A 15466-nucleotide genomic window follows, 5' to 3' on the forward strand; every position below is an offset into this window, starting at 1 on the left:
CAAGCCGCGTCAGCGGCGCCGCTCTGGAATCCATCGTAAGGCACGACAGCGCTCTATGATGGATTCCGGGTCGCAACTGCGCTGCGCCCGGAATGACGCGAGAGCTTGGCCCAGGCGGTTTCTGCATGATCGACCTCATCCTCAACCAGACGCTCAACGGCCTGGCCTCCGCCTCGTCGCTGTTTCTCGTTGCCTCGGGGCTGTCGATCATCTTCGGCGTCACGCGGATCGTGAATTTCGCCCATGGCTCGCTCTACATGCTGGGCGCCTATCTTGCCTGGACGCTGGTTGGGCGCTTCGGCCCGGCCGATGCGCTCGGCTTCTGGGGCGGCGTGGCGCTCGCCGCCGTCCTGACCGGCCTCATCGGCGTGGTGATCGAGGTCCTGATCCTGCGCCGGATCTACCAGGCTCCGGAGCTGTTCCAGCTGCTCGCGACCTTTGGCGTCGTGCTGATGCTTCAGGACGTGACGCTCGCCGTGTGGGGAGCCGAGGATAAGCTCGGGCCGCGCGCGCCGGGCTTCAGGAGCTTCGTCGTCATCTTTGGCAACCGCTTCCCGACCTATGAGCTGTTTCTGATCGCCGTCGGGCCGATCGTGCTCCTGATCCTCTGGCTTTTGTTCCAGAAGACCCGCTGGGGCACGCTGGTGCGAGCCGCGACGCAGGACCGCGAGATGGTCGGCGCGCTCGGTGTCAACCAGCGCCTGCTCTTCACCTCGGTCTTCGCCTTCGGTTCGATGCTGGCGGGATTGGGCGGCGCGCTCCAACTGCCGCGCGAGGCCGTGACGCTGCACATGGACCTCGCGATGATCTCGGAGGCCTTCGTGGTGGTCGTCGTCGGCGGGCTCGGCAGCGTCACGGGGGCCTATCTCGCCGCCGTGCTGATCGGTATCTTGCACGCCTTCGGCATCCTGATCTTTCCCAAGATCACGCTCGTCCTCGTCTTCCTGGTCATGGCGGTGGTGCTGGTGGTCAAGCCCTATGGACTGATGGGCAAGGCTCCCGTCGGGCACAGCCGCGCCCATGGTCCAGCCGAGCCGCTGCTCTTGCCTGCCGACGGCGCGACCAAGCTCGCGGGCCTGATCGGCCTGCTCATCCTGGCTCTGGCACCGCTGGCAACGCCCGACCATATCCTGGTCACGCTGACCGAACTGGTCATCTTCGCGCTCTTCGCCGCGTCCCTGCATTTCATGATGGGGCCAGGCGGCATGGCCTCCTTCGGCCACGCCGCCTATTTCGGCCTCGGCGCCTATGGCGCGGCGCTGGCGGTCAAATGGCTCGGCGCGCCGATGGAGCCGGCGCTGCTGATGGCGCCGTTCCTGGCGGGCATTGCCGGCGTCGTCTTCGGCTGGTTCTGCGTGCGGCTGTCGGGAGTCTATCTCGCCATGCTGACGCTGGCCTTCGCGCAGATCGCCTGGGCCACCGCCTTCCAGTCGGTCGATCTCACCGGCGGCGACAACGGCATCCTCGGCGTCTGGCCCTCGGCCTGGGCGGCTTCCAAGACGGCGTATTACTATCTGACCCTCATCATCTGCGCGGCGGCGGTCCTGGCGCTGCGGTTCACGATCTTTTCGCCCTTCGGCTACGGCTTACGGGCGGCGCGTGACAATGCGCTGCGCGCCGAGGCGATCGGCCTCGACGTCGTTCGGATCCAATGGGTGGCGTTCGCGGTCGCGGCCTTCTGCGCCGGCATCGCCGGCGGGCTCTTCGCCTTCTTCAAGGGCTCGGTTTTCCCGACCTATATGGCGATCCCGCGCTCGGTCGATGCGCTCCTGATGGTGCTGCTGGGTGGCGTGCAGACCGTATCGGGACCGATCATCGGCGCGTTCGCCTATGCCGGGCTGCATGAGCAGCTCATGAAGGCCACGATGTACTGGCGCTTCGGATTGGGGCTGTCGATCGTCCTGCTCGTCGTGCTGTTCCCGCGCGGCCTCGTGGGGACGGCGCTGGCCCTGCGCGAGCGCTGGGGCCGTGGCGGCTCTGAACGGACTGCGACGCTGGCGGAGGTCAAGCCGTGAGCGCCGTGCGACCAGCCCAGATCGCGACCGCAGCGTCTTCGAGCGAACCGGTGCTCGTCGTGCGCGATCTTGCCAAGGCCTTCGGCGGCGTGCGCGCTGTCGATGGCGTCTCCTTCTCGGTGTTGCCGGGCACGATGCTGGCGCTGATCGGCCCCAACGGCGCCGGCAAGACGACCTGCTTCAACATGCTCAACGGCCAGATCAGGCCCGATGGTGGCGAGGTGCTTCTGGCCGGGCGGCCGATCACGGGACTGAAGCCGCGCACCGTCTGGCGTATGGGCGTCGGGCGCACCTTCCAGATCACGGCGACCTTCACCTCGATGACGGTGCGCGAGAACGTTCAAATGGCGCTGATCTCCCATGCCGGCGAAATCTGGAGCCCGCTCGGGCGCGCCCGCGACCGCCATCGCGACGAGGCCGACGCGCTGCTCGCCCAGGTCGGCATGTCCGCTCAGGCCGAGCGCGCCTGCGGCGTGCTGGCCTATGGCGACCTCAAGCGCGTCGAACTGGCGGTCGCGCTCGCAAACCGGCCCAGGCTCCTGCTGATGGACGAGCCTACCGCCGGCATGGCTCCGCGCGAGCGCATCGAACTGATGGCGCTGACTGCCGACATCGCCGCCGCCAAGGGCATCGCCGTGCTGTTCACCGAGCACGACATGGATGTCGTCTTCACCCATTCCGACAGCGTCATCGTGCTCGATCGCGGCCGCCTGATCGCTCATGGCACGGCGCAGGAGGTCCGCCAGGACCCCAACGTCCGCGCCGTCTATCTCGGCTCCGGTGCGACCTCGGGAGGGCACTAGCGTGACCGTTTCGCGTGGAAACTCCACGTCATCCGGGACGACCGAAGGTCGTCCCGGGATCCATCGTCATGCTCGACGTCGCCCTGTGATGGATCCCGGCGCGCGCCTCCGCGATGGCCGGGATGACGGTGCGTTTTGCGGTCGGTTGATGGGAGGCCGGCGATGACCGCCATGCTGGAGATCGCCGGGCTCGATGCCTATTACGGCCGCGCCCATATCCTGCAGGGTGTCAGCTTCGCGATGAACCGCGGCGAGGTGCTGGCGCTGATGGGCCGCAACGGTGCCGGCAAATCGACCACGATGAAAGCGATCATGGGTCTGGTGCCGCCGGCTGCCGGCTCCGTGACTTTCGAGGGGCAACGGGTCGACGGGCGCGAGCCCTTCGAGATCGCCCGGCTGGGCATCGGCTATGTGCCCGAGGACAGGCGCGTCTTCTCCGAATTGACCGTGATGGAGAATCTATCGGTCGCCCAGCGGCCTGCCCGCAGCGACGCGCCGCACTGGACGCCGGAGCGGCTGTTTGCGCTGTTTCCCAATCTCGGGCGCATGCGCGACAGGCCGGGCGGCGCGATGTCGGGCGGCGAGCAGCAGATGCTCACGATCGCGCGCACGCTGATGGGCAACCCTCGGCTCGTCTTGCTCGACGAGCCTTCGGAGGGGCTGGCGCCGGTCATCGTCGAGGAGATGGCCCGCACCATCCTGGCGCTGAAAGGCGAGGGGCTGACCGTGCTGATCTCGGAGCAGAACCTGCATTTCGCCGGCAATGTCGCCGATCGTGCCGCGATCATCGAAAAAGGCATCATTCGCTTCACCGGCACGATGGCCGAGTTGAAAGCCAATGACGCGGTCCGGACACAGTACCTCTCGGTATAGACAAGCGTCCGGCTCGTCGCAGCTCAGCCGGCGACGACGCGTCCGCGAACGATACGCAACCCCAATTCGCCGCTCTTCAGCGCCAGAGCCTTCTCGCCGAAAACGCCGCGGCGCCAGCCCTGCAGGGCCGGCACATCGGCCTCGTCATCGGACGCGATCGCTTCGAGATCGTCGGAAGAGGCGATGATCTTGGGCGCGACGCGCTCGGCCTCCGCCACCGCCTTGAGCAGTACCTTGAGCAGATCGAGCACGGCGCCGTTTCCGCCACGCCCGCGCTCCCGCTCCAGCCGAGGCAGGGTCTTGGGGTCGAGCGCCATAGCGCGTTCGATCGCCGCGAGCACATCGCTGCCCGACCGCGAACGTTCGAAGCCGTTGGGCACGGAGCGCAGCTCCGCCAGCGCCTCGACGGAGCGCGGCGCACGCGCGACGATATCCATCAGCGCGTCATCCTTGAGCACGCGCTGGCGTGGGACATCGCGGTGCTGCGCCTCGCGCTCGCGCCAGGCGCAGAGCTCGATCAGGGCGGCGAGTTCCTTCGGCTTGCGGATGCGGCCCTTCAGCCGCAGCCAGGCGTTCTCCGGCTTGACCTCATAGGTGGCGGGCGAGTTCAGCACCGCCATCTCCTCGGCGACCCAGGCCTCGCGGCCGGTGGTTTCGAGATCGGCCTTGAGGGCCAGATAGATGTCGCGCAGATGGGTGACGTCGGCCTCGGCATAGACGAGTTGCGCCTCGTTGAGGGGGCGGCGCGACCAGTCGGTGAAGCGCGAGGATTTGTCGATGCGCGCCTTGGCGAGGTCGTTGGCGAGTTGCTCATAGCCGACCGAGTCGCCATAGCCGCAGACCATCGCGGCGACCTGCGTGTCGAACAGCGGCGTCGGCAGCACCCGGCCGAGCATCCAGACGATCTCAAGATCCTGCCGGGCGGCATGGAAGACCTTGACCACGGCCTCGTCGGTCATGAGGGCAAAGAACGGCGCCAGGTCGAGATCGGGCGCCAGCGGATCGACCAGCACGGCCTCGTCGGGCGAGGCGAGCTGGATCAGGCAGAGCTTGGGATAATAGGTCGTCTCCCGCAGAAACTCGGTATCGACCGTGACGAAGGGGTGGCGGGCCAGCCGCGCGCAGGCGTCGGCGAGGTCGGCGGTGGTGGCGATCAGGTTCATGCTCCGGGCTTAGCGGAGCAAGGGCGGCGCCGTCGAGTCCACAACCGGCATATCACGCCTGAATCCTTGACAAGCCGCGCGCCCGCGTGTGCTTACGCGACGAGCATCGGCCAGCCGTGAGCGGGCCATTCGCGCCTTCAAAGAGAGCCGTTCCGTGACCTTGCATCGTTACCGTTCCCACACCTGCGGCGCCCTTCGCGAGGGCGATATCGGCTCCCAGGTTCGTCTCTCGGGCTGGTGCCACCGCATCCGCGACCATGGCGGCGTGCTGTTCATCGACCTGCGCGACCATTACGGCATGACGCAGGTCGTCATCGACCCGGACTCCCCGGCCTTCACTGAAGCCGAGGCGCTGCGCTCGGAATGGGTCGTGCGGATCGACGGCAAGGTCAAGGCCCGGCTTGCCGGCACCGAGAACGCCAATCTGCCCACCGGCGCGGTCGAGGTCTTCGCGACCGGCATCGAAGTGCTTGGCGCGTCGGCCGAACTGCCCATGCCCGTCTTCGGCGATCTTGAATATCCCGAGGACACGCGGCTGAAATACCGCTTCCTCGATCTGCGCCGCGAGAAGCTGCACAACAACATCATGCTGCGCACCAAGGTCATCGATTCGATGCGCACGCGCATGAAGGCGTCGGGCTTCTCGGAGTTCCAGACACCGATCCTGACCGCCTCCTCACCTGAGGGCGCGCGCGATTTCCTGGTGCCGAGCCGCCTGCATCCCGGGAAATTCTACGCACTGCCGCAGGCGCCGCAGCAGTACAAGCAGCTCCTGATGATGGCGGGCTTCGACCGCTACTTCCAGATCGCGCCCTGCTTCCGCGACGAGGACCCGCGCGCCGACCGGCTGCCGGGCGAGTTCTACCAGCTCGACGTCGAGATGAGCTTCGTCGAGCAGGAGGATATCTTCGCCACGATGGAGCCGGTGATCTCCGGCATCTTCGAGGAGTTCGGCAACGGCAAATCCGTCACCAAGACCTGGCCGCGCATCCCCTATGCCGAGGCGATCGCGAAATACGGCTCCGACAAGCCCGATCTGCGCAACCCGCTGGTGATGCAGGACGTCTCCGAGCATTTCCGCGGCTCGGGCTTCAAGGTATTCTCGCGCATCCTCGAGGACGAGAAGAACCGCGTCTGGGCCATTCCCGGCCCCAAGGGCGGCAGCCGCGCCTTCTGCGACCGGATGAACTCCTGGGCTCAAGGGGAAGGCCAGCCGGGGCTGGGCTATATCATGTGGCGCAATAAGACTGTCAGCACGATGGAGGACCCTGGCAACGGAACACCAGCGGACATCGAAGCTGCAAAAGCTCGTGCGGGCGCCAAGATGATTGCAGCGTTTGAAGATGGCGCTGGCAGCTACGAAGCCGTTGGCCCCATTGCTAACAACATCGGTACCGAGCGTGCTGAGGCGATCCGAATTGCTATGGGCCTTCAGCCGGGCGATGCCTGCTTCTTCGCCGCCGGCAACCCCGACAAGTTCTACAAGTTCGCAGGAGCTGCCCGCAACAAGGTCGGCCAGGAACTCGGCCTGATCGATGAGAACGCGTTTGCCTTCGCCTGGATCGTCGATTTCCCGATGTACGAGTACAACGAGGACGAGAAGAAGGTCGATTTTTCGCACAACCCCTTCTCGATGCCGCAGGGCGGGATGAAGGCACTGACCGAGGAAGACCCGCTCTCGCTCAAGGCTTTCCAGTACGACATCGCCTGCAACGGCTTCGAGCTGGCGTCGGGAGGCATCCGCAACCACAGGCCCGAGGCGATGGTGAAGGCCTTCGAGATCGCCGGCTATGGCGAGGAGACGGTGATCGAGCGCTTTGGCGGCATGTATCGCGCCTTCCAGTATGGCGCCCCGCCGCATGGCGGCATGGCGGCCGGTGTCGACCGGATCATCATGCTGCTCGCCGGGGCCAGCAATCTGCGCGAGGTCGCCCTGTTCCCGATGAACCAGCAGGCGGTCGACCTGTTGATGGGGGCGCCGGCCGAAGCCTCGCCGAAGCAGTTGCGCGAGGCGCATCTGCGCATCAACGCCCCCGAGAAGAACGGCTGATTTCCATGACCGTCACGTTCCCCGCGCGATCGCTCGCGCTCGTCTGTGCCATGGCGCTGCCGCTGGGCGCTTGCGTCTCCGGCCCAACCAATCCCAGTGCCGCGCGCGCTGCCGAACTCGCCAGCCTGGTCTCGCGCTCGGTAGCCTGCCGGGCCGGGGCACCGCGGGCCAATACGCTGGATCGCTTCATCGCGTCGGAAAAGGCGCGCGGCGCGACGCCCGAACAGATCGCCAGCGCGCGCTCGACTTATGTCACGGTCTCGGAGGCCGAGACGATCAACCAGGGGATCAAGCCCCAGGCCTGCCCGCCCGAAGAGCGAGCGGCCGTGAGGGAGAAGATGAGCCTCGTGCGGGCCGGCGATTTCAGCGCGTTCTGAGCCTCGCATCAACGTCATGGCTCTGCCGAAACACCGCCTTGCCCTGCCGCTTCTGCTCGGGCTTTCCGCCTGCACGACCACGGCGCCGATGCCGGGCACGCCGGAATTTGTCGCAGCGCAGGTTTCGCGCGCCTATGATTGCGGCCTGAGGGTCGATCGCGGTCGGGTGGTGAGCCAGTTGTCGCGCGACGAGCGCTCGCGCTTCATGGCCGCCAACGCCGCCTTCGCGGTCAAATCCTACAAGGCGCCGCGCGCCTGCGACGGGGCCGAGCGCGTCCGGGTCCAGCGTGAGGTCGCTGCCCTGGCCAGGCGCTGAATTTCGCTTGCGTCCCCCGCGTCATCGCGGCCAAAAAGTGTCGATGTCCGCCGCCAACCCGATCACCGCCATCGTCGTCGCCTATGACAGCGCCGAGGTCCTCCCGTCCTGCCTGGCGGCGTTGGCCGCCGAGGGCGTACCGGCCATCGTCGTCGACAACGCCAGCGGCGACGCCAGTGCGCAGATCGCACGCGCCCATGGCGCGACCGTCCTCGTCAACGCCCGCAACGAAGGCTATGGCCGCGCCAACAACCGGGGCGTTCTTGACTGCACGACGCCCTATGCGCTGATCGTCAATCCCGACGTCGAGATCAGGCCCGGCGCCGTCGCCGCGCTGCTGGCCGCAGCCGAACGCTATCCCGATGCCGGCCTGCTGGCGCCGCGCATCGTCGAACCCTCGGGCCGCGTCTTCCTGCAGCCGCGCTCGCTGCTCTCGCCGGCGCATCTCAACCGGGCAGGGGCAATGCCGATCCCCGAGGGCGATGCCTGCCTGCCCTTCCTGTCCGGCGCGTGTCTGCTGATCCGCCGCGAGCTGTTTGCATCGCTCGGGGGCTTCGATCCGGCGATCTTCCTGTTCTACGAGGATGACGATCTCTGCCGGCGCCTGCGCGATGCCGGTCACGCGCTCATCCATGTCCATGAAGCCGAGGCCGGACATGGGCGGGGCCGCTCGACCGCGCCCTCGGCCGCACGCCGCTTCAAGGCGCGCTGGCACCTCGCCTGGTCGGAGGGCTATATCGCGACAAAATATGGTCTGCGGCAGCCGGGCCTGAGTTCGCTATTCGAAAATCTTGCCAAGGCTGCCGGGTACGCCCTGCTGCTGAGGCGCGAAAAAACCGCTGCGCATGCCGGTTCGGCCGCAGGTGCGCTCGCCTGGCGACGCGGCCGCTCGGCCGTGGCGCGCGAAGGGCTGGAGGCGTCGCCATGAACAGGCTGCGCGCCGTCACCATCGGCGAGGCCATGGCTCGGCCGCATAACAATTTCGGCCTGCTGCGTCTGGTTCTGGCGCTGGCGGTCGTCGTTTCGCATGCCTTCAGTGTCGCCACCGGGCGCGGCGAGGACGAACCCTGGTTTCAGACGACCGGGTTCACGCTGGGCGAGCATGCCGTCAACGGCTTCTTCGCGATCTCCGGTTTCCTCGTGACGATGAGCTATCAGCGACGTGGCTGGGGCGACTATGTGCTGGCGCGGGCGTTACGGATCGCGCCTGGGCTGATCGCGGCGACCTTGCTCGTATCGCTCGCGCTCGGCGCGGCGATGACGCGGCTCGATCTCGCAAGCTACCTCGCCGATCCGCGCCTCTGGCGCTTCGTCATCGGAACGCTGACCACCTTCAAGAGTGCGGCCGCCTTGCCCGGCGTGTTCGAGAACAACCCGCTGCCCTTCCCGATGGGCACGGTCTGGACGCTGAAATACGAGACGATCTGTTATCTTGGCGTGCTGGTGGCCGGCCTGGCCGGCCTGCTGCGCCAACGAAACCTCGCGCTGTGCATCGGCGGCGCCCTGCTGGCAGCCACGCTGTTGCGGGAGGTGGTCACGCCGGAGGGGCCCAAGGGCGTCGAGACGGCCCTGCGCCTGCCGCTGATCTTTCTGGCCGGCGGGTTGATGTATCTGTTTTCCGATCGTGTCCCGGTTTCGCTGACGGGCCTGGCAGTGGCGCTGGTCGTGCTGCTTCTGCTGTCGCCGACACCGCTCTACAAGCCTGCGCTCTATCTGGTCACCGCCTGGGGTGCGATCGTCGTCGCGCTTGCTCCCGCGCTGACGCGCCGGCGCACCGAGCCGAAAGCCGATCTGTCCTATGGCGTCTATCTCTATGGCTGGCCTGTGCAGCAGGCGTGCCTGGCCCTGTTTCCGACGGCGGGGGCCTTCATGCTGTTCTGGCCGGGCCTGGCTGCGACGCTCATCGTAGCCTGGCTGTCATGGCATTTCGTCGAGAAACCGGCGCTTTCGCTCAAGCGCCGGTTTTTGCGAGAGTCCTGATCGCTGCATCCAGGTCTTCGACCCGCTCCGACATGAGGAGCGGTATCAACGCGCCCACGGTCTTGCGGGGCAGATGCCACCAGCGGCTGGCGAGCAGCAGGGCGACCCGGCCCTCGTCGAAACGATGCCGTATGATCCGTGCCGGATTGCCCGCCACGATCGCGTAAGGGGGCACGTCGCGGGTGACCACGGCCCGCGCCGCGACCACCGCGCCGGTGCCGATGGTGACCCCCGACAGCACCATGCATTGCGAACCGAGCCAGACGTCGTGGCCGATGGCGACATCGCCTCGCGTCACATGGGCGCCTGAGATGCCCACCGCTTCCGGCCAGAGGCGGGGAAGTTCGGGAAACGGATATGTGGTCGACCAGTCGGTGCGGTGGTTGCCGCCGAGCAGGATCTCGACGCCATCGGCGATCGAGCCATATCGCCCGATCGTCAGCCGCGCGCCGCTTTCGGGGAAGCGGACCTTGGGCCGGCCATAGGTCCAGGCGCCGACCGCGACCCGCCCGGGATGTCGCGCTATCAGCTTCGCCAGATGCAGCCGGGTCTGGTTGTCGGGGTTGAACCGCTTGCGCAGCAGCCCGTTAGCAGCGGGCGCAAGCCCGGCCCACCACGCCACCAGCGGGCCAGGACGCCACGCTGCGTCGTCTGACGGCAACGCAACCGCCGGATCGGGCGTCATGGTCAACGCGAATCGGCCTTGAGGTCGATCTTGTCGAGGATTTCCGTCGGATCGGTGATCGCGATGACGTCGGCCAGCCCCAGTCCTCCGGCCGATTTGGCACTGGCCTCCAGCGTCAGCGTCCCGGGACTGGCGACGAAGCGTGCGATGGCCGCCGTCAGCGTCTTGGCCGCATCCGAGGGACCCAGGATCGAGGCGAGCCCCAGGCTGGCGATCATCGCGTATTGTTGACGCATCTCCTCGGGCTTTCGGCCGGCCTTGCGTGCCTCATTGGCGATCAGCTTCTCGACCAGTCCGAAATTCTCAAGCCTGATCGCAAGGCCGCGCGCCGTCGCGCCCAGCGCCGCGACCTGCGCCAGCGCTGTGTCGCTGGAAAACAGATCGCGGGTGACATTGCCGAGCGTGCCCGAAAGATTGAGACGCGCCAGCCCGTCGCCGCCGAAGGCGATCTCGCGGATCGCCAGTTCGTTGCGTGCAGCCTCCCAGGCCAGGTCTATCCGGGCGGAAAGATCCAGCGAGCGGATGCCCATCGCCAGCAGGTCGCGGGCGGCGGGATTGCCGGTCCCGTCCACGATCGGCGCAACCAGCTTGTCGAGCGTCATGACGATGCTGGTGGGGATGCCGTTGAGCTGTTCGCCTGTCTTCATCTCGAAGCTGCCGAGCCCGACGCGGATCGGCTGGGCGCCAGGCTTCATGGCCGGAGCATCAATGGCCATGCCGGTGAGCCGCATCGTGCCGAGCGTCGGAATGTAGCGCCGCCAATCGATGCTGTCGGCCTCTGCCGTCGGCCGGGCGATATCCTCGCGCAGCGCCTTGATCACCGGCTCATAGGAAAAGCCGGAATAGCTGATCGACTCGACGACTCCCTTGCCGCCGCCGCCGGCGAAGGCGAGCCCTTCGAGCGACAAACCCGATTTCGCGGCGCTATCGCCGCCGTAGGCGATGCGCGCAATCCTGACCTCGACAGGCTCGGGCCTCGCGCCGGGCTTGCCCGGGCCTGTCTGGTCGACGACATTCATCGACAGGTCGCGAATTTCGCCGCTGCCGTAATCGACCCGGTCATAGAGGGCGAGCAGCGATTGGGCCTGGCGCTTCTGCGCCTCGCGCCGGGCGGGGTCGGCCTTCGCCGAGGCGGGAGGGACAACCTCCTCCGACAAGGCAACGACGCGGCTGAGGACCTCGCCCAGCGGCTCCTCACCGACCGCGGCGGAAAACGCGCGCCCGATCATCTTGCCGAGGCTGATCTTGCCGGCCGCTCCCATGTCGATCGTGTAGCCGTCCTGCTCGAAGAGGCGCACCAGCGGCCGGGCGGGCTCCTGGCTGCCGGCCGGGGCGCGCTCGGTCATGACGCGCGCGATCTGGCGCAGATCGAGACCCTCGAAGGCCATGCGCTGCAGCGTGCCGGTGATCTTGCCCGATTGCGGGGAGGTGCTGGTCAGTGTGCCGCCGGCTGCCGAGCCGCGCCCGATGCCGCCATCGCGGATCTCCCCGAAGCGCACATCGCGATAGGTCGTTGCCTGCGTCTGCTGGCCGAGACGGTGCTCGAAGACGAGTTCGGGGGCGGTGATCTCGGTCGCCATCAGGCGGTCGATGCGAGACACCGCGCTGTCGCCGCTCTTTGTGTCGAGCAGCGCACGGAACGCCTCGCGCTCCAGCGTCGCGCCCTTGACCAGAAGCGTCGGCGCCGAAACCACGACCGTTCCGAAATCGAGGCGGACATTGTCGAGTTGGAAGTCGGCGGCCGCTGCCGGCTGCGCGAACGCCAGGCCCGCCAAAGCGAGGGCGGCGCTGAGCCGGTGACGAAGGCGCGGGGCGGTCATGACAGTCTCCTGTTTTGTGGCGGCGACCCTGCCGCAAGCCGGGCGGGAAGGAAAGCCGCCGATACTGGAGATGCTGACGAAAAGCTTGACCGCCAAGTGTGCCTCGAACGCTATCTGTCGCAGATTCGCCATCTGCGGCATCATAGGTTCGCGAGGCGCACACAGGCTTTGGAGACGAAAGCGATGCAGGCTACCTCCCGTTTTTCCGCCGTCCGCGTCGCGGCGGTCTGCCTCGCGCTGGTCGCTGCCTTCGCCGGGCCATTGCCGGCTGCCTCGCAGACGTCGCAGCTCGTACAGGCTCCCGGCGGACCCGGGGCTGCGGCACCGGCGAGCGCGGCGCTGGAGACGCTTGCGATCGTCAGCGGCGACAAGCGCCATGGCTTCCAGGTCGAGGTGATGCGCACGCCCGAGCAGCGGGCGAGGGGGCTGATGCACCGTCGCTACATGCCGGCCGATCGCGGCATGCTGTTTGACTTCGCCCGTGTCGAGCCGGTCGCGATGTGGATGGAGAACACCTATATCCCGCTCGACATGCTGTTCATCCGGGCCGACGGGACGATCGCGCGGATCGCCGAGAATACCGAGCCCTTGTCGCAGCGCACGATTCCCTCCGGGGAGCCGGTGCTCTCGGTGCTCGAGATCAATGGCGGCGTCAGCCGAACGCTCGGCATCAAGCCGGGCGATCGCATCGAGCACGCGCTGTTCAAGCGCTGAGTTGTTGTGCTGAGCCCTTGCGGGCTTTCGCTTGCGGCGCGGGGGCGGGACGTGATAGCCAACGCCCACGCGTGGAATGACAAGTCGGGGTATAGCGCAGCCCGGTAGCGCATCTGCTTTGGGAGCAGAGGGTCCCAGGTTCGAATCCTGGTGCCCCGACCATTCCGGGCGTGTCAGGGGTCGTGTCCAGCGGGCCGGACGTCGTCGACGAGCCGGCCGATCGGATCTGGCCAAGGTTTCAGGTGAGGCCCGAGGCAGCCATGACCGCACGCATCTACCGCCCCGCCCGTACGGCCATGCAGTCGGGGACTGCCAAGACCGAGCGCTGGCTGCTGGAATACGAACCCGAGCAGCCGCGCCAGATCGAACCGCTGATGGGCTGGACCTCTTCGGGCGACATGAAGAGCCAGCTGAAGCTCTGGTTTGACAGCGAGGCGGAGGCCGTCGCCTACGCCACGCGAAACGGCGTTCCCTACCGCGTCGAGCAGCCCAACGAGCCGGTGCGACGGACTGTTGCCTATTCGGACAATTTCAAGTTCTCGCGTCTGGGACAGTGGACGCACTGATTTTTGGACTCACTGGATTTCTGGGACGCATCGAACGCATGAGACAGGCGGAGGTCTTCAACCTTCGCTTCAGGGCCCGTAGCTCAGATGGATAGAGCAGCAGCCTTCTAAGCTGCTGGTCGCTGGTTCGAATCCAGCCGGGCTCGCCATTTCTTCGCCTTTTCAACCGCTTGCCGCGACGCAGCATGCGGCGTAAACCGCGCGGGCCGGCGCTTCTGCAAGCTGTGCCTTGATCGCGCCTGAAAAGCCCGCCATCGCGTCTGGCTTAAGGGGCCAGCCGATCCCGGCATCATTCGCCCTTCTTTGACAGGCGCGGCCCGCCGAGTCGCGAGGATCTCACCATGCTGTCGCTCAGTCCCGTGCTCGACCGTCTCTCGACCATGGCCTGTGCCAGCCACGCCCGCGCTTGCGCGTTCCTCGTCTTGCTGTCGCTGGCCGCCTTCCTGCCGGGCTTCCACACCCTGCAGCCGCTTGATCGTGACGAACCGCGCTTCGCCCAGGCGAGCAAGCAGATGCTTGAGACGCGCGACTTCGTCGATATCCGTTTCCAGGACGAGGCCAGACATAAGAAGCCCGTCGGCATTTACTGGCTGCAAAGCGCGGCCGTGGCGGCCGGCGAGGCGCTGGGCGTGCCGGAGGCTCGCACTCAGATCTGGCTCTACCGCATCCCCTCGCTGATCGGCGCGATCGCCACTGTGCTGTTGAGTTACTGGGCGCTGCTGGCCTTCGTCGGCCCGCGTCAGGCCGTTCTGGGTGCGGCGCTGATGGCAGCCTGCGTGCTGCTTGGCGTCGAGGCCCGCATCGCCAAGACCGATGCCCTGCTGGCGGCCTGCGCGGTTGCGACCATGGGGGCGCTGGCGCGGGTCTGGCTCGACTGGACGCGTTCGCTTGCCTTTGTTCCGAGTTCTCGCAACTGGCTGGTGTTCTGGGGCGCCACTGCACTGGGGCTCCTGCTCAAGGGGCCGATCGTACCCATGATCTGGGGGCTGGCCGTGCTTGTGCTCAGCCTGCGCGAGCGCAGCTTCCGCTGGCTGGCGCCCTTGCGCTTCGGCCGGGGTCTGCTGCTCTGCCTTGTGGTGGTCCTGCCCTGGTTCCTGCTCATCGCCTGGAAGACCGGTGGGAGCTTCTTTGCCGAAAGCGTCGGGCAGGACATGCTTGGCAAGGTCGCCGAAGGCCAGGAAAAGCATTGGGGGCCGCCGGGGCTCTACCTGGTCATTTTCTTTGGCACCTATTGGCCGGCGGCCGCGTTCGCGGCAATGGCCGTGCCCTTCGCCTTTGCCCGCAGGCGCGAGCCGCAGATCGCCTTCCTGCTGGCCTGGATTGTGCCGTCCTGGCTTCTGTTCGAAGCGGTGCCGACCAAGCTTCCGCATTACGTGCTGCCGCTCTATCCGGCGATCACGGCGCTTCTCCTGCTGGCGCTCGTCAATGGCGGGATCGATCGCTTTCGCCGCGGTTCGGTCGCGACGGCGCTGCTCGTGGTGCTGGTCCCTCTGGTCCTGATCGGCGTCATCCTCGGTGCGAATCGGTCGCTCGACGGCACGCTGCCCTACCAGGCGATGCCGTTCCTGCTACTGGCGCTGCTGATGACAGTCACCGTCGTCGCCGCTTTCCGACGCAGCGACTTCGAGGGCGCGCTCTGGCGAGGCGTCGTGGCAAGCCTGCTCCTGAGCAGCGGCGTCTACGGCTTTGCGGTCGAGAGCTTGCGGGCCTTCAAATTGTCGCCGCGCCTGGCCGAGGCGGCTCGTTCGATTGGCTGCGCCGACCCGGCGATCATGACGGTCGGCTATCGCGAGCCCAGCCTGGTCTTTCTGACGGGCACAGATTTGGCGATGGGGGTCGACGGCGCGGCGGCGGCTGGGTTCCTGAACCAGCCGGGCTGCCGCATCGCCTTTGTCGAGGGACGCCATGCGACCGGCTTCGAGGCGGCGATCACGCAGATGGAGCTGACGCCGCGATTGATCACCACCATCACCGGCTTCAATCTCAATGGCGGCCGCCGGCTGGCGATCGCCGTCTATGCACGGCCTTGAAACCGGCGTAGGGCACGGCGCTTGAAACTTCATTGCCCTGTCGGCGTCGCTCACGCAGGCGCAGGCCGCTTTTC

Annotated in this window: 14 protein-coding genes and 2 tRNA genes; 13 read left to right on the forward strand and 3 right to left on the reverse strand. The window is 67.0% G+C overall.

What is annotated here, in order from left to right; all coding sequences use genetic code 11:
* Positions 1 to 125: 125 nt before the first annotated feature.
* The 3 genes from IP69_RS04835 (at position 126) to IP69_RS04845 (ending at position 3691) form a co-directional block, all read left to right on the forward strand.
* On the forward strand, positions 126 to 2015 hold the full coding sequence (locus tag IP69_RS04835) for an ABC transporter permease (protein ID WP_197279680.1): 1890 nt from the start codon (positions 126 to 128) through the stop codon (positions 2013 to 2015).
* Entirely contained in the window at positions 2012 to 2818 is an 807-nt protein-coding gene (locus IP69_RS04840; RefSeq protein WP_248306710.1) for an ABC transporter ATP-binding protein, read from the forward strand. The genes IP69_RS04835 and IP69_RS04840 overlap by 4 nt, the downstream gene beginning before the upstream one ends.
* A gap of 162 nt (positions 2819 to 2980) precedes the next feature.
* Positions 2981 to 3691 carry an ABC transporter ATP-binding protein gene (locus IP69_RS04845; protein ID WP_054141692.1) on the forward strand — a complete coding sequence of 237 codons (711 nt, stop codon included), beginning with the start codon at positions 2981 to 2983 and terminating at the stop codon, positions 3689 to 3691.
* A gap of 23 nt (positions 3692 to 3714) precedes the next feature.
* Here IP69_RS04845 and rnd read toward each other — a convergent pair whose 3' ends face one another.
* Positions 3715 to 4854, reverse strand: a complete 1140-nt coding sequence (gene rnd, locus IP69_RS04850) for a ribonuclease D (RefSeq protein ID WP_054141693.1) — start codon at positions 4852 to 4854, stop codon at positions 3715 to 3717.
* Positions 4855 to 5014: 160 nt separating this feature from the next.
* Between rnd and aspS the strand changes: the two genes are divergently transcribed.
* Genes aspS through IP69_RS04875 form a run of 5 tightly spaced genes read left to right on the forward strand, consistent with a single transcriptional unit; the run spans position 5015 to position 9577 of the window.
* Positions 5015 to 6904 (forward strand): aspartate--tRNA ligase, encoded by a 1890-nt coding sequence (aspS, locus tag IP69_RS04855; RefSeq protein ID WP_054141772.1) that lies wholly within the window; start codon positions 5015 to 5017, stop codon positions 6902 to 6904.
* A gap of 5 nt (positions 6905 to 6909) precedes the next feature.
* Positions 6910 to 7281, forward strand: coding sequence for a hypothetical protein (locus IP69_RS04860; RefSeq protein WP_054141694.1), 372 nt, complete (start codon positions 6910 to 6912; stop codon positions 7279 to 7281).
* Positions 7282 to 7297: 16 nt separating this feature from the next.
* Complete coding sequence (locus IP69_RS04865) at positions 7298 to 7597, forward strand: hypothetical protein (RefSeq protein ID WP_054141695.1); 300 nt, start codon at positions 7298 to 7300, stop codon at positions 7595 to 7597.
* Positions 7598 to 7640: 43 nt separating this feature from the next.
* Complete coding sequence (locus tag IP69_RS04870; RefSeq protein ID WP_054141696.1) at positions 7641 to 8525, forward strand: glycosyltransferase family 2 protein; 885 nt, start codon at positions 7641 to 7643, stop codon at positions 8523 to 8525.
* On the forward strand, positions 8522 to 9577 hold the full coding sequence (locus tag IP69_RS04875; RefSeq protein WP_054141697.1) for an acyltransferase: 1056 nt from the start codon (positions 8522 to 8524) through the stop codon (positions 9575 to 9577). Before IP69_RS04870 ends, IP69_RS04875 begins: the two co-directional genes overlap by 4 nt.
* Here IP69_RS04875 and IP69_RS04880 read toward each other — a convergent pair.
* Together IP69_RS04880 and IP69_RS04885 are read right to left on the reverse strand one after the other, a co-directional pair.
* Positions 9549 to 10268, reverse strand: coding sequence for a CatB-related O-acetyltransferase (locus IP69_RS04880; RefSeq protein ID WP_282568229.1), 720 nt, complete (start codon positions 10266 to 10268; stop codon positions 9549 to 9551). The genes IP69_RS04875 and IP69_RS04880 overlap by 29 nt on opposite strands.
* Complete coding sequence (locus IP69_RS04885) at positions 10265 to 12082, reverse strand: hypothetical protein (protein WP_156323291.1); 1818 nt, start codon at positions 12080 to 12082, stop codon at positions 10265 to 10267. Before IP69_RS04885 ends, IP69_RS04880 begins: the two co-directional genes overlap by 4 nt.
* A gap of 183 nt (positions 12083 to 12265) precedes the next feature.
* Here IP69_RS04885 and IP69_RS04890 point away from each other — a divergent pair, with 183 nt between their 5' ends.
* The 5 genes from IP69_RS04890 (at position 12266) to IP69_RS04910 (ending at position 15392) form a co-directional block, all read left to right on the forward strand.
* Positions 12266 to 12796, forward strand: coding sequence for a DUF192 domain-containing protein (locus tag IP69_RS04890; RefSeq protein WP_054141774.1), 531 nt, complete (start codon positions 12266 to 12268; stop codon positions 12794 to 12796).
* Positions 12797 to 12881: 85 nt separating this feature from the next.
* Positions 12882 to 12958: transfer RNA gene (locus tag IP69_RS04895), tRNA-Pro, on the forward strand.
* A 98-nt stretch (positions 12959 to 13056) separates the two neighbouring features.
* Entirely contained in the window at positions 13057 to 13362 is a 306-nt protein-coding gene (locus IP69_RS04900) for an ETC complex I subunit (protein ID WP_054141775.1), read from the forward strand.
* 72 nt (positions 13363 to 13434) lie between these two features.
* Positions 13435 to 13511, forward strand: a tRNA-Arg gene (locus tag IP69_RS04905).
* 192 nt (positions 13512 to 13703) lie between these two features.
* A complete protein-coding gene (locus IP69_RS04910) occupies positions 13704 to 15392 on the forward strand; it encodes a glycosyltransferase family 39 protein (RefSeq protein ID WP_054141699.1) in 1689 nt (562 codons plus the stop codon).
* The last annotated feature ends 74 nt before the right edge of the window (positions 15393 to 15466 follow it).

The organism is Allobosea sp. AAP35, assembly GCF_001295925.1.
Taxonomy (GTDB): domain Bacteria; phylum Pseudomonadota; class Alphaproteobacteria; order Rhizobiales; family Beijerinckiaceae; genus Allobosea.

What these genes read in the sequence shown, in the direction of transcription:
- IP69_RS04835 (WP_197279680.1), top strand. Translation starts at nt 126, where the DNA reads ATGATCGACCTCATCCTCAACCAGACGCTCAACGGCCTGGCCTCCGCC.
- IP69_RS04845 (WP_054141692.1), top strand. Translation starts at nt 2,981, where the DNA reads ATGACCGCCATGCTGGAGATCGCCGGGCTCGATGCCTATTACGGCCGC.
- rnd (WP_054141693.1), bottom strand. Translation starts at nt 4,854, where the DNA reads ATGAACCTGATCGCCACCACCGCCGACCTCGCCGACGCCTGCGCGCGG.
- IP69_RS04860 (WP_054141694.1), top strand. Translation starts at nt 6,910, where the DNA reads ATGACCGTCACGTTCCCCGCGCGATCGCTCGCGCTCGTCTGTGCCATG.
- IP69_RS04865 (WP_054141695.1), top strand. Translation starts at nt 7,298, where the DNA reads ATGGCTCTGCCGAAACACCGCCTTGCCCTGCCGCTTCTGCTCGGGCTT.
- IP69_RS04870 (WP_054141696.1), top strand. Translation starts at nt 7,641, where the DNA reads ATGTCCGCCGCCAACCCGATCACCGCCATCGTCGTCGCCTATGACAGC.
- IP69_RS04875 (WP_054141697.1), top strand. Translation starts at nt 8,522, where the DNA reads ATGAACAGGCTGCGCGCCGTCACCATCGGCGAGGCCATGGCTCGGCCG.
- IP69_RS04885 (WP_156323291.1), bottom strand. Translation starts at nt 12,082, where the DNA reads ATGACCGCCCCGCGCCTTCGTCACCGGCTCAGCGCCGCCCTCGCTTTG.
- IP69_RS04890 (WP_054141774.1), top strand. Translation starts at nt 12,266, where the DNA reads ATGCAGGCTACCTCCCGTTTTTCCGCCGTCCGCGTCGCGGCGGTCTGC.
- IP69_RS04900 (WP_054141775.1), top strand. Translation starts at nt 13,057, where the DNA reads ATGACCGCACGCATCTACCGCCCCGCCCGTACGGCCATGCAGTCGGGG.
- IP69_RS04910 (WP_054141699.1), top strand. Translation starts at nt 13,704, where the DNA reads ATGCTGTCGCTCAGTCCCGTGCTCGACCGTCTCTCGACCATGGCCTGT.